This is a genomic window from Thalassospira sp. MCCC 1A01148 (assembly GCF_001613795.1).
Taxonomy (GTDB): Bacteria; Pseudomonadota; Alphaproteobacteria; order Rhodospirillales; family Thalassospiraceae; genus Thalassospira.
The window spans coordinates 29,244-41,047 of the sequence record NZ_LPVZ01000012.1 but is presented as its reverse complement, the minus strand read 5'-3'; the positions used below and the strand labels follow the sequence as shown (position 1 = coordinate 41,047).

Genomic DNA, 11,804 nt, shown 5'->3' with positions numbered 1-11,804 from the left:
ATCCATCTATCGGGCCCCTTTAACGGGGTCCGTTTATGTTTGGGGATGATCAGACATATTGCGCGTGCAGGCGCGCCATGCGGCGGCGTTCGAAAAATCCGGCATGCTGGGTTGTCTGAACCGCTTCGGGGTGCAGGTTGCCATCCTGCTCACACACAAAGGCCCGACTTGCGCCAATCACCCCTTTTTCGGAGCTATAGACACCGATCACCATGATTTCGATCCGTTGTTGGTCGCTGCGTGACAGACTGTCTTGCTGATCATTCTGGGCGTCACGGGATAGCTGCGAACGCCGTTCAATGCGCCCAAGAAGATTTTGAAGCGCGCCAAGCTCGATACAGCCGCCCGGTTCAAGCGGCCCCTGCAATGTCACCTCTTCCAGTCTGGCAGAAAGCGGCGACTGGTTCGGATCACGTTCTTTGACAAACTGTTCCGGGTCTGCGTCGGTGACCTGTTCACATATCTGGTGCTGGCCTTCGCCAACACAGACAAGCACCTTGTCGATATGTATGGCTTCCTGACTCATATTACTGATCAAAAAGCGCGCCTTGTCTGAACTGCCCAGCATCTGGTTGATGACGATTTTCGGGCGTCGCACACGGCGGTAGCTCTGAAACAGCAATTGCGCATAGAAAATCCAGATCATCAATGTCGCGATGCTAACGCCTACCTGAAGCAGGGTGGCGTGTTGCTCGATCCATGATCCCATGGGTTACCCCTGAAAAAATGTGTCTTCGCATGCCTTGTGCACGTTCACTTCAACGTCCTGCGGACACATTTGTTTCCAGACGTACGTTTTGAACCGCCCCACCGGAATGCAAAACACCCCGGCCAGGATGACCGGGGCGTTGATTGTTTCAGTCGGCGACTGCCGGTCTACGCAGCGACACTGCCATGCGGGTCGATGACGAATTTCTTCGCAGCCCCGCCATCGAAGTCGGCATAGCCTTTCGGGGCCTGATCCAGATTGATCATCTGGACATTGACCGCCTTGGCGATATCGATCTTTTCAAACAGGATCGCCTGCATCAGGTTGCGGTGATACTTCATTACCGGGCACTGACCGGTGTGGAACGAATGGGATTTCGCCCAGCCCAGGCCAAAGCGCATGCTAAGTGCGCCCACCTTGGCGGCATCATCGACTGCACCGGGATCCTCGGTCACGTAAAGGCCCGGAATACCGATAGAGCCACCTGCGCGGGTGACCTGCATGGCAGAGTTCAGAACCGTTGCCGGCGCTTCGTGATTGTGGTTGCAGCCACAGCCATGGGCCTCAAAGCCCACGCAATCGACAAAGCAATCAACTTCGCGTTCGCCAAGGATGGCTTCAAGCTGGTCTTCCATCGGCATGTCTTTTTTAAGATCAATGGTTTCACAGCCAAAGCTGCGTGCCTGTTCAAGGCGATCATCAATCATGTCACCGACAATCACGCAGGCCGCACCCAGAAGGTGCGCCGATGCTGCCGCCGCAAGGCCAACCGGACCGGCACCGGCGATATAAACCGTGCTGCCCGGACCAACACCCGCCGTGACACAGCCATGGAAGCCGGTCGGGAAGATGTCAGACAGAAGCGTCAGGTCGCGGATTTTCTCCATCGCCTGATCTGAGTCCGGGAATTTCAAAAGATTGAAATCGGCATAGGGCACCATGACATATTCGGCCTGTCCGCCGACCCAGCCGCCCATATCGACATAGCCATAAGCAGCCCCCGGACGCGCCGGGTTTACATTCAGGCAAATGCCGGTCAGGCCGGATTTACAATTGCGGCAACGCCCGCAGGCAATGTTGAACGGCACAGAACAAACGTCACCGACATTAAGGAACTCGACATCACGGCCGGCCTCGACGATCACGCCGGTGATTTCATGGCCAAGAACCAGACCCTCGGGCGCCGTCGTGCGGCCACGCACCATGTGCTGGTCACTGCCACAGATATTGGTGGTGATAACTTTCAGGATGACGCCATGGTCGCATTTGCGATTGCCCAGCGCCAATTCCGGAAACGCGATGTTTTCAATTGCGACTTTTCCCGGACCTTTGAATACAACGCCACGATTTGATGGACTGCTCATATTCTGTTTCCTCTTCCCTGATTTGGAGTGTCAGGATTGTTGTTGATGTCCGGGTCCATGCGATCTTGTGCCGCGCTGCCGCCCGAACTGAACCCACCGCGCGCTTTAAACCCGCGCCGTGCAATCAAAACGGTAGGAGTGTGTTCGCACGACTGTCAAACGAACTGGACTGCCGCCCCTAAACTTCCTCTTGTGCTCAGAAGATTTGCGACGATTGATCCAAAACCGCCTTTCGAAAGTTGCCCCGGGGCCTTTGTCCGCATCCTTGCAGCGCTGAAAATGGCAGGAACGCATGTCCCGCGTCGCTGCAGCGCACAACATTGCGATGTATCAAGGTAATCGCCCGACAATCTGGATAGATTACAAACAGAAATTCCTGTCTTGGTCATTTGGAGGCCGTCGGATGTTGCACCGCCTGATCGCACTTTACCGGGAAAACCCGCGTGAAGGCCGGCTGTTTGCCGCCATCGCCCTTGGCTTCCTTGCGATCTATTTCATCCCGGCTGGCACGGGGCGGCTTGATAATGCCGTGCTTGAGGCCGTCTATCTGACCAATTGGTATGCCCGCGAACACGTCATTCTGTGCCTGCTTCCGGCCTTTGTGATTGCCGGGGCTATGGCGGTATATATCAGTCAGGGCTCTGTCATGCGTTATCTGGGACCGGATGCTTCGCGCCCGGTCGCACTTGGCGTGGCATCAGTCTCGGGCACGTTGCTTGCGGTGTGTTCCTGCACGGTATTGCCGCTGTTTGGCGGAATTTACAAACGTGGTGCAGGGCTTGGTCCGGCGATAGCGTTTCTGTATTCAGGGCCCGCGATCAATGTCATCGCGATTGTCGTCACGGCCAAGGTATTGGGGGCCGAGATTGGCCTTGCGCGCGGGATCGGTGCGATCGTCTTTGCGATTGTCATCGGATTGATCATGCATCTGATCTATCGTCACGAGGAACATGATCGCGCCCAGAAATCCAAACGCGGCTTTGGCCCGGATGATGATGGCAAACCGCTTTCAATCACCATTGCCTTTTTTGGCCTGATGATCGGCATTCTGGTGTTTGCCAACTGGGCCGCGGTGCCTGACAGCCCGGTCTGGATGGCGGTTTACGACTTTAAATGGATCACGACCGGCCTTCTGGCTGCAGGCTTTAGCGGGCTTTTGATATGGCAGTGGAACTGGTCGGTCAAACAGGTCGCGGGGCTTGCAGCCGTTGTGATCCTTGCCGCTTTGGTCTTTCCCGACCACCCGCAACTGGCCTTTGTCATTGGTGTGGTCGGGTTGATGATGATCGCACTTACCCGCAATCAGGACCGCGAATGGGTTGATCAAAGCTGGGATTTTACCAAACAGATTTTGCCGCTTCTGGTCATGGGGGTGTTCATTGCCGGGCTGTTGCTGGGCCGACCGGGGCATGAAGGCCTGATCCCCAATGACTGGGTGCAGGCGGCAGTCGGGGACAATTCGCTAAGCTCGACCGCGCTGGCATCGGTTCTGGGCGCGTTCATGTATTTTTCAACATTGACCGAAATTCCAATTGTCCAAGCCCTGATGGGGGCTGGCATGGGAAAGGGCCCGGCCTTGGCCCTGCTTCTGGCGGGGCCTGCGTTATCGCTGCCCAACATGCTGGTTATTCGCACCGTGATCGGCACGCAGAAAACGCTTGTTTACTGTGCGCTTGTCGTCGTCATGGCGACGATTTCCGGCTTTGTCTATGGCAATATTCAATCGTTCTGATCACAGGAGATCGAAGATGAAACTCAGCATTTATGGGAGTGGTTGTGCAAAATGCCAGGCGTTGGCAAAAAACGCCGAAGCCGCCGCACAGGCGCTTGATCTTGACTACGAAATCGAAAAGGTCACCGACACCAACCAGATTATTGATGCGGGAATTATGCGCACCCCGGCATTGATGGCCGATGATGACATCCTGGTCGAAGGCAAAGTCGCCACCCCCGACGAAATTCGCCAGATGCTGGCCTAACAATACAAAACGCCCCGGCCAGCAAAGGCACGGGGCGTTTCAAAATCGATCCGATCAACGATCATTTTGCCGGCGGCAGATCTTCTTCAAGGATGACAAGGTTCAGCGAGTAGCTGACTTCGCCTTCATCTTCGTCACGATGCACTACACCGACGAACTCGTCGCCAACGCGCATTTCAACCGGGTGACCTTTTTTCTTGGGCACATCAACGGCGATTTTCGGGTTTTCAAATGTGCGACGCAGGTAATCTTCGACGCGTGCGATCTCTGACGGTGTCATAGGACTTGCCCCTTGTTCTTTCCAACGGCTGTTATCTGCAGGATCACAGGATATCGCATGCGCGCTTTGGCGTCTGCCCTCTTTCCTGCACCTGTTTTGAAATCTGGTGCACTGTCCTTCCACAAACCGGGCAGTGAAATCAAGCCCACAGGGCCAAAAAAGTCGCAAAATCTGCCAATTTTTCCGTCATTTCCGACAACCGGCCAAATGGCCGTGCATTTGTGCCGTCATCAGAATGTCTATTGCATTCGGGCCATGTACCGTTTAATCCGAATATATGTCCGAGATTGAGCTTAAAACCAAGTCCCAAACTGCGTCTCCCACACCTGAAGACCTTCCACCCGCGAAGGCCAAAACGGACGACGCTGCGCAATCCCGACCCATCCTTTACAGCTTTCGGCGCTGCCCATATGCCATGCGTGCGCGTATGGCGCTTTTAGCCGCCGACATTGATGTCGAATTGCGCGAAGTCGTTTTGCGCGACAAACCGCAAAGCATGATCGACGTATCACCAAAGGCAACCGTCCCGGTTCTGGTCCTGCCCGATGGCACCGTGATCGATGAAAGCCTTGAAATCATGGTCTGGGCGCTTGCTGAAAATGACCCGCTTGAATGGCTGACACCCGAAAGCGGTACGCTTGACGACATGCTGGCCCTGATTTCCCAAAATGATGGCCCGTTCAAGCATCACCTTGACCGCTATAAATATCCCAACCGGTATGAAGACGTAGACCCACTCGAACATCGCCGGGATGCGGAAAAGATCCTTAACCGTCTTGATGGCCGTCTTGCGGTTGGCAAATATCTGTTCGGGTCGCGCCCGGCCTTGGCTGATTTCGCCATTGCCCCCTTCATTCGCCAGTTTGCCAATACCGACAAAGAGGCGTTTGACGCCATGCCGTTCGTCCATGTGCAGCGCTGGCTTGATGATTTCCTGACCGCCGAGCTTTTTGAACGCGCCATGACCAAATATGACCAGTGGCACGAAGGCGACACACCAGTGATTTTCAAGGCGGCTTGAAAACCGACCAACCGGCCATTACTACCCCCTGCCCCAATAACACCTGACAAGACAGCACATTACACCTATGCGTGTAGTCGTTAAAAACTGTCTCGCGGAATGCGCGATTGCGCGGTGTTTGACCTACGGGATTATACTTCTGTTACCATTCACAGGCTGGTCATCGTGACCAGCTTGTGCTAGCAAGCGAAACATCATCCCATAACGCTTCAGGACCGGAATTTATGGCCGATTATGATGTCAAGCCGCTGATAACGGCGGACGAGATTGCCACCAAGATCGATGCGCTCGCCGCCGAGATCAATGAAAGCTTCAAGGACACCGAAAAGCTGATTGTTGTCGGCCTGCTGCGCGGCTCCTTCGTATTCATCGCCGATCTGGTGCGCAAACTGACCGTTCCGGTCGAGGTCGATTTCATGGTTGCGTCAAGCTATGGCGATTCCACGGAAAGTTCGCGCAATGTGCGCATCGTCAAGGACCTTGATGGTCAGATCCGCGGCAAGGATGTCGTTCTGGTCGAAGACATTATCGATACCGGCTATACCCTGTCGGAAGTGGTTCGCTTGTTGAAGACCCGCGACCCGAACCGTCTGGAAATCTGCACGCTGTTGAACAAGCCGTCGCGCCGCGAAGTTGAAATCCCGATTGATTTCTGCGGCTTCGATATTCCTGATGAGTTTGTTGTCGGTTACGGCATCGACTATGCCCAAAACAACCGCAACCTTCCCTTTATCGGCACGGTTCATTTCCACGGCGAATAGGCCGGGCAATATCAGAATACAAAAAAGGCGGGACGCGTTTGCTATCCCGCCTTTTTTGTTTCCGTTTCATGGTCTGTCTGCCGGGTTTCCATCCGTCCTTTTGGCGGATCAAAAATGCCCAGTTCGCCAAGATCGGTAATCATCTGATCAAATCCCGATTGCATGCGCGGTTTGTTACCCTGCCCGGTGGCATAGCCGGTCATGGCCGAATGCACCAACAGGTCAAACAGCATGTCATCTTCTGACTTGCGGGCCTTCGCGGCATGTTCTTCACTTGATATCTGATCGACGGCATCGCCGGGATCACGTTGTGACATCACGGCAAGTGCCACCAGCCCCAGCGTCATCAGCGTACCGCCAATCGCCATGGCCGCAGCAATCGGGCCAAAGGACGCGGCAATCGCCATATAGATCGCGGCGAGCAGAAACCCCGCCCCGACCAGCATAACGACCGCAATCGCAGCAAAAGCCGCCCCCTTTCGGGCTGCGGCCTTTGCCTGATCGACGAATATATCGGTCAGCTGATTGATCATTTCTGCAGCAGACGACCAATAAGCAGGCCAACGCCAAAGGTAACGGCAACGGATGCCAGCGGGTTATCACGGACCTGATCCACGGCCACACCACGCGCATGATCAAACTGATCACGGGCCTGACCGGTTACTTCACGAATGCGTTCTGCTGCAGCCTGCGTTTTGGTTTCTGCCGCGTCACCACCCATGGTTTTCAAGGTTTTGGTGATTTCGGCCAGATCACTGCGCAGTGCATCAACATCAGCCTGAAGCTTTGCAGTATCAGCAGTCGTCTCGGTCTTGGTCGCCATGGTTTTCTCCTATTATATTGAAAACAGCAACACACAGGTAACGTGCTGACATGGCTAATGGTTCCCGCAGAAAATGTGATGATTTCCTGGCATGATCAGAAATCGGGTCGCAAAAGACCAAAAAAGAAACGGCCCGCGTGGGCTGCGGACCGTTTCATAACCTGTCGGATTTCTGGGCGGAATTGGAGAGCGGGACTTCTCCGTCGGGGGTGGGTATCCCCGTCACGCCGATCAGTAAGGCAAACCGACGTAATTTTCCGACAGGGTTTTCAGACCTGCTTTTGACGACAGGATATATTCAAGTTCTGCATCACGAATGCGGCCATCAAACTCTTTCTGGTCACCAAAGGTATGCAGCATGGAGGTCATCCACCATGAGAATCGCTCTGCCTTCCAGACACGCGCCAGCGCCGTATCGGAATAGCTTTCCAGCAGGTCACCACGGTTGGATTTGTATTTTGCGATCAATGCTTCGGACAGATAGTGCACATCGCTTGCCGCAAGGTTAAGGCCCTTCGCCCCGGTTGGCGGCACGATATGGGCGGCATCACCCGCCAGGAACAGGCGGCCATGCTGCATCGGTTCAGCAACGAAGCTGCGCAGCGGCGCGATGCTTTTTTCAAACACTTCGCCTTCATTGACCAGTTCGGCATCTTCTTCGCCAAGGCGTGTGCGCAGCTCATTCCAGAAACGATCATCTGACCAGTCCTCGATCTTGTCGGTGCTGGGCACCTGAACATAGTGGCGCACGACCTTGTCCGAGCGCATCGAACACAGCGCAAAACCGCGATCGTGCTTGGCATAGATCAGTTCATCGGCAACAGGTTTTGCATAGGCCAGAACACCAAGCCACCCAAACGGATAGACTTTTTCAAATTCCTTCACGCCCGGCAGGGTCTTGCGCCCGACACCGTGGAAACCGTCGCATGCCGCAATATAGTCGCAGCTCAGCTCATGTGCATTGCCATCTTTGACATATCGAACACTTGGCTTGTCGCCATCAATATCATGCAGGCTGACGTCTTCGGCCTCGAAGATGATCTCGCCACCGTGGTCAAGGCGCGCCTGGATCAGGTCCTTGGTTACTTCGGTCTGGCCATACACCATCACAGTCGAACCGCCGGTGAGTTCTTCCATATTCACATGTGTGCGCTTGCCATTGACGCTGATATAGATACCGCCATGGATGATGCCTTCCTTGTTCATGCGGGCATCAACCCCGACACGCTTCATCAGGTCAACGGTCCCCATTTCCAGAACACCTGCCCGAATGCGTCCTTCGACATAGTCGCGGCTTTTGCGTTCCAGGATGACAGAATCAATCCCCTGCACATGGAGAAGATGGGACAACAACAGCCCGGCTGGGCCAGAACCAACGATGACGACAGGGACTTGCATGGCGATTTCCTCACAAGATCACGGTTTTTCGTTCTGTTTTTGAATTGGAACAAGAACCGTTCCATTGCGGAAACAATACGCCCGTTACCGCTTGCACTGAATGGACAAACCGGGATAATGATTGGACAAATCGAACATGTATTTAGCGTTGGTTATAGTTCGATCATTGTTCGGTTCTGCATAAAGCCGCCCAAGCGATCAGTTTGTGCCTTGCGCACCTTGCGATGTCGCGGCATCTGCACTGGGCGTTTGCATCTTGGGGACATCCTTTAGGTCAGGTGTACGAAGATTGCCTGCATCTCGAACACAGATGGCCCATTTCTGACAGAATTCCTGTCCGCGGTCTGTCAGCATGAAAGCATCGAATTCTTGTGACAGTCGTTCGCCATGCGGATGATTTCGCGAAAACAGGATAAACATATCGTCCGTGGTCAGGGGTTCGGTGGTACCAAACGCGTCGACGACCTCTTCACCCAGAAAGTTGGCCATATCCAGCCAACCGACTTCTTCTTCTTCAAACAGGATGTCGGCCCGTTCTGCGTCCAGAAAACGCCATGCTGATTCCGTGTTGGCCGCTATTTCCGCATCTATATTGCGTTTGGCGAATTCTTCTTCGTACCAGTAACTCGAAACGCCAATCGGCCGGATACCGAGGGTAAGCAGGTCATCAAAGCCATTGACCTCCAAACCATCGGGAAAGCGGGATTTCTTGTAGAACCCGACCTGTTTTGCATGGGCGATCGGTTGGGTTGGAATATGAAATTGCGCCATCCGATCCTTACTGGACAGCCACGAGAAAGTGGCAACGTAATCGCCGCGACGCGTTAACTCGAACGCGCGCTGCCAGGACAAAAACACAAATTTGACGCGATACCCCATCTCGGCGAAAATCTGACGCACACGTTCGGAATGCTTGCCAAAACCTGGCATGGTTTCCGTCAACATTGGTGGCCATTCGCCAATGACAAACTGGATCTCAAACCCGGCTTCGCGCCCGCCCGCATTGTTTTCCTGGGCAAGCAGGGAATACGGCGCAAACCAAATAGCCGCACAAAACAGCATCCCAGCGAAAAACCGCCAACGAGCACCAACCCACTTTGTCGTCATCAATGTCCCTGACACCATGTGACGCGTGACCAGGTCACACATCGGTTTGGACTGACCATCGTCGCGCCAGCCACTTCTTGGTTTATATGGTTCATTGCATTTTGGGTTTAAAGCCGAAATACGCCAATCACCCGCGCGCCCCTGACCGCACGATTTTTGATCATTGACCGGATGTGATCAAAATTTCATCCTTTCAACTGTCGATCCATCCAATTCGCTGTGCTAAGGTTATGCGTTGGTCACAATTCAATGGCCGCAAAACCGTTGAAAACCGCGACAGAACGGGAAGATGCCTCAGAGCCGCGCCATCGCCATTTTTACCGATCTTGACGGCACCCTGCTTGATCATGACACCTACAGCTGGAGCGACGCCCGCCCGGCACTGGATCGTTTGAAACAGCTTTCCATACCCTTGATCGCAGTATCTTCGAAAACGCTGGCCGAACTTGAACACATCAACAAGACGTCATGCCTGTTTGACGGCCTGATCGGCGAAAATGGCGGCGTTATCGCGTTAAATGGCAATGTCGAACAATATGGCCCGGCAACCGAAACGGTTGACCATACCCGCGAAGCAATCAGGACTGCCGTAACAGTTCCGCTCGACAGTTTCCGGACCGTCAGCCCAGAAATCATCGCAACAGAAACGGGCCTGCCGCTTGAAGATGCGATCCGTGCGGGTCAGCGCCATTGTTCGGACCCACTGATCTGGCAACCTGCGGCCAAGGATATTGCCCTTGCACGGGAGATTGCTGAAAAAGCGGACCTGAGATTGGTCAAGGGCGGGCGGTTTCATACATTGTGTGGTCCGTCGAGCAAGGGACAGGCGATGCGGCGCATGGTCGAACGCCTGACCGTCACCTGGCTTGAAGATGCGTCCCGGCAGCGTTTTACGACAATTGCACTGGGAGATTCGCCAAACGACATCCCGATGCTGGCCGAGGCTGACTACGCCGTTCAAATTCCGTCCAAACACGGCAAACACACGCTACCGCTACTCGAACACCCCAATTTGCGCATTGCGCCCCAACCGGGTCCCGCAGGGTGGAATGAGGCGGTGAACGAGATTCTGGATCAGATAACCGATACCAATACCAATAAAAACAGCGAGGTACTTCATGGCTGATTTTCATCAGGGCGGCCCGATCACAACCCTTCATCGCATTCTTGACCGAAACCCGGAAGAACTCGCCTATGAGATGAGCGCGTTCGCCCGCCAGCGTCGCCAGACCCTGATCCTGCCATGCCTGTATTCCGAACTCGAAACCCCCGCCATGACCACAATCGTCGAGGGCCTTAAACAGGCAACCTACATCGATCAGATTGTCGTGGGCCTTGATCGCGCCGATGCGCAGCAATACCTGCATGCCCGCGAATTCTTCAAGGATCTGCCGCAACATGTTCGCATTCTGTGGAATGATGGCCCACGCCTGCGCAATGTTCATGAACGTCTGGCTGAAAACAATCTTGCACGTTATGAACCCGGCAAAGGTCGGAATGTCTGGTACTGCCTTGGATATACGCTGGCATCCGGGCGCAGTTCGGTCATTGGCATCCATGATTGTGATATCGCGACCTATACGCCGGACCTTCCCGCCAAGCTGATGTATCCCATTGCCAACCCGGCATTCAATTTCGCCTTTGCCAAGGGCTACTACGCACGTGTTGCCAATGGCACGCTTAAAGGTCGCGTTTGCCGCCTGTTCGTAACACCGCTGATCCGCGCGCTTAAACAGGTTGTCGGCAAAACAGACTTTCTGAATTACCTGGATTGCTTCCGCTACGCATTGTCTGGCGAAATGGCGATCCGCACCGATGTCGCCTATGGCCTGCGTGTGGCATCCGACTGGGGCCTTGAGGTTTCGATGCTGTCTGAAATGTACCGCAATCACACAGTTCACAGGCTTGCCCAAGTCGATATTGCCGACATCTATGATCACAAGCATCGTGAATTCGATCCGGCGCAAAAGGATGACGGTCTGTCGCGCATGGCAAGCGACATTGCCAAATCCCTGTTCCGCAAACTGGCCACTCAGGGCACAGTCTTTACGCCGGAAACCTTCCGTACGCTCAAGGCGACCTATTATCGTGCGGCACTCGACCTGATTGAACAATATCGTGCTGATGCCCTGTTTAACGGGCTCAAGATCAATCGCGACGAAGAAGAAAACTGCGTTGAAGTACTGTCTGAAGTAATCATCAGTGCTGGTCAGCACTATCTGGAAAATCCGCTGGAAAGCCCGTTTATCCCAAGCTGGCAGCGTGTTGAAAGTGCCGTCGGCGACATCTTCGAACAGCTGTCCAGTGCCGTTGAAGATGATCTTCATGACATGGGGATCGGCAAGGAGTAAGGGCAAAGCTG

At 54.3% G+C, this 11,804-nt stretch carries 13 protein-coding genes; 6 read left to right on the top strand and 7 right to left on the bottom strand.

Annotation, left to right across the window (positions count from 1 at the left end):
* Positions 1-49: 49 nt before the first annotated feature.
* Together AUQ43_RS03080 and fdhA are read right to left on the bottom strand one after the other, a co-directional pair.
* Positions 50-709, bottom strand: a complete 660-nt coding sequence (locus AUQ43_RS03080; RefSeq protein ID WP_062954356.1) for a hypothetical protein — start codon at positions 707-709, stop codon at positions 50-52.
* Positions 710-876: 167 nt separating this feature from the next.
* Positions 877-2,073, bottom strand: a complete 1,197-nt coding sequence (gene fdhA, locus AUQ43_RS03075) for a formaldehyde dehydrogenase, glutathione-independent (protein WP_062954355.1) — start codon at positions 2,071-2,073, stop codon at positions 877-879.
* A 403-nt stretch (positions 2,074-2,476) separates the two neighbouring features.
* Between fdhA and AUQ43_RS03070 the strand changes: the two genes are divergently transcribed.
* Complete coding sequence (locus tag AUQ43_RS03070) at positions 2,477-3,805, top strand: permease (protein ID WP_084271971.1); 1,329 nt, start codon at positions 2,477-2,479, stop codon at positions 3,803-3,805.
* 16 nt (positions 3,806-3,821) lie between these two features.
* Positions 3,822-4,052 carry an MTH895/ArsE family thioredoxin-like protein gene (locus AUQ43_RS03065; RefSeq protein ID WP_062954354.1) on the top strand — a complete coding sequence of 77 codons (231 nt, stop codon included), beginning with the start codon at positions 3,822-3,824 and terminating at the stop codon, positions 4,050-4,052.
* A 61-nt stretch (positions 4,053-4,113) separates the two neighbouring features.
* Here AUQ43_RS03065 and AUQ43_RS03060 read toward each other — a convergent pair whose 3' ends face one another.
* Positions 4,114-4,332, bottom strand: coding sequence for a DUF3126 family protein (locus AUQ43_RS03060; protein ID WP_062954353.1), 219 nt, complete (start codon positions 4,330-4,332; stop codon positions 4,114-4,116).
* 277 nt (positions 4,333-4,609) lie between these two features.
* On the opposite strand from AUQ43_RS03060, the gene AUQ43_RS03055 reads away from it, so the two are divergent.
* Together AUQ43_RS03055 and hpt are read left to right on the top strand one after the other, a co-directional pair.
* On the top strand, positions 4,610-5,353 hold the full coding sequence (locus AUQ43_RS03055; RefSeq protein ID WP_084271970.1) for a glutathione S-transferase: 744 nt from the start codon (positions 4,610-4,612) through the stop codon (positions 5,351-5,353).
* A gap of 224 nt (positions 5,354-5,577) precedes the next feature.
* Complete coding sequence (hpt, locus tag AUQ43_RS03050; protein ID WP_008891923.1) at positions 5,578-6,114, top strand: hypoxanthine phosphoribosyltransferase; 537 nt, start codon at positions 5,578-5,580, stop codon at positions 6,112-6,114.
* A gap of 41 nt (positions 6,115-6,155) precedes the next feature.
* Here the strand turns inward: hpt and AUQ43_RS03045 are convergent, their stop codons facing one another.
* From AUQ43_RS03045 to AUQ43_RS03030, 4 genes are all read right to left on the bottom strand, one after another.
* Positions 6,156-6,647: a hypothetical protein gene (locus AUQ43_RS03045; protein WP_062954352.1), complete on the bottom strand. Its 492-nt coding sequence runs from the start codon at positions 6,645-6,647 to the stop codon at positions 6,156-6,158.
* Positions 6,644-6,937, bottom strand: a complete 294-nt coding sequence (locus tag AUQ43_RS03040) for a YqjD family protein (protein ID WP_062954351.1) — start codon at positions 6,935-6,937, stop codon at positions 6,644-6,646. The genes AUQ43_RS03045 and AUQ43_RS03040 overlap by 4 nt, the downstream gene beginning before the upstream one ends.
* A 231-nt stretch (positions 6,938-7,168) precedes the next feature.
* Positions 7,169-8,335, bottom strand: a complete 1,167-nt coding sequence (gene pobA / locus AUQ43_RS03035) for a 4-hydroxybenzoate 3-monooxygenase (protein ID WP_062954350.1) — start codon at positions 8,333-8,335, stop codon at positions 7,169-7,171.
* Between the two features lie 198 nt (positions 8,336-8,533).
* The gene (locus AUQ43_RS03030; RefSeq protein WP_181838586.1) at positions 8,534-9,442 is read right to left on the bottom strand and encodes an ABC transporter substrate-binding protein; all 909 of its coding nucleotides are present in this window, start codon (positions 9,440-9,442) and stop codon (positions 8,534-8,536) included.
* A gap of 289 nt (positions 9,443-9,731) precedes the next feature.
* On the opposite strand from AUQ43_RS03030, the gene AUQ43_RS03025 reads away from it, so the two are divergent.
* Together AUQ43_RS03025 and AUQ43_RS03020 are read left to right on the top strand one after the other, a co-directional pair.
* On the top strand, positions 9,732-10,568 hold the full coding sequence (locus AUQ43_RS03025; RefSeq protein WP_062954348.1) for a mannosyl-3-phosphoglycerate phosphatase: 837 nt from the start codon (positions 9,732-9,734) through the stop codon (positions 10,566-10,568).
* The gene (locus AUQ43_RS03020; protein ID WP_062954347.1) at positions 10,561-11,793 is read left to right on the top strand and encodes a hypothetical protein; all 1,233 of its coding nucleotides are present in this window, start codon (positions 10,561-10,563) and stop codon (positions 11,791-11,793) included. Before AUQ43_RS03025 ends, AUQ43_RS03020 begins: the two co-directional genes overlap by 8 nt.
* Positions 11,794-11,804: the final 11 nt, after the last annotated feature.

Excerpts from the sequence above, each read along its gene's own strand:
- AUQ43_RS03080 (WP_062954356.1), bottom strand. The coding sequence starts at position 709 with ATGGGATCATGGATCGAGCAACACGCCACCCTGCTTCAGGTAGGCGTT.
- fdhA (WP_062954355.1), bottom strand. The coding sequence starts at position 2,073 with ATGAGCAGTCCATCAAATCGTGGCGTTGTATTCAAAGGTCCGGGAAAA.
- AUQ43_RS03070 (WP_084271971.1), top strand. The coding sequence starts at position 2,477 with ATGTTGCACCGCCTGATCGCACTTTACCGGGAAAACCCGCGTGAAGGC.
- AUQ43_RS03065 (WP_062954354.1), top strand. The coding sequence starts at position 3,822 with ATGAAACTCAGCATTTATGGGAGTGGTTGTGCAAAATGCCAGGCGTTG.
- AUQ43_RS03060 (WP_062954353.1), bottom strand. The coding sequence starts at position 4,332 with ATGACACCGTCAGAGATCGCACGCGTCGAAGATTACCTGCGTCGCACA.
- AUQ43_RS03055 (WP_084271970.1), top strand. The coding sequence starts at position 4,610 with ATGTCCGAGATTGAGCTTAAAACCAAGTCCCAAACTGCGTCTCCCACA.
- hpt (WP_008891923.1), top strand. The coding sequence starts at position 5,578 with ATGGCCGATTATGATGTCAAGCCGCTGATAACGGCGGACGAGATTGCC.
- AUQ43_RS03045 (WP_062954352.1), bottom strand. The coding sequence starts at position 6,647 with ATGATCAATCAGCTGACCGATATATTCGTCGATCAGGCAAAGGCCGCA.
- AUQ43_RS03040 (WP_062954351.1), bottom strand. The coding sequence starts at position 6,937 with ATGGCGACCAAGACCGAGACGACTGCTGATACTGCAAAGCTTCAGGCT.
- pobA (WP_062954350.1), bottom strand. The coding sequence starts at position 8,335 with ATGCAAGTCCCTGTCGTCATCGTTGGTTCTGGCCCAGCCGGGCTGTTG.
- AUQ43_RS03030 (WP_181838586.1), bottom strand. The coding sequence starts at position 9,442 with ATGACGACAAAGTGGGTTGGTGCTCGTTGGCGGTTTTTCGCTGGGATG.
- AUQ43_RS03025 (WP_062954348.1), top strand. The coding sequence starts at position 9,732 with ATGCCTCAGAGCCGCGCCATCGCCATTTTTACCGATCTTGACGGCACC.
- AUQ43_RS03020 (WP_062954347.1), top strand. The coding sequence starts at position 10,561 with ATGGCTGATTTTCATCAGGGCGGCCCGATCACAACCCTTCATCGCATT.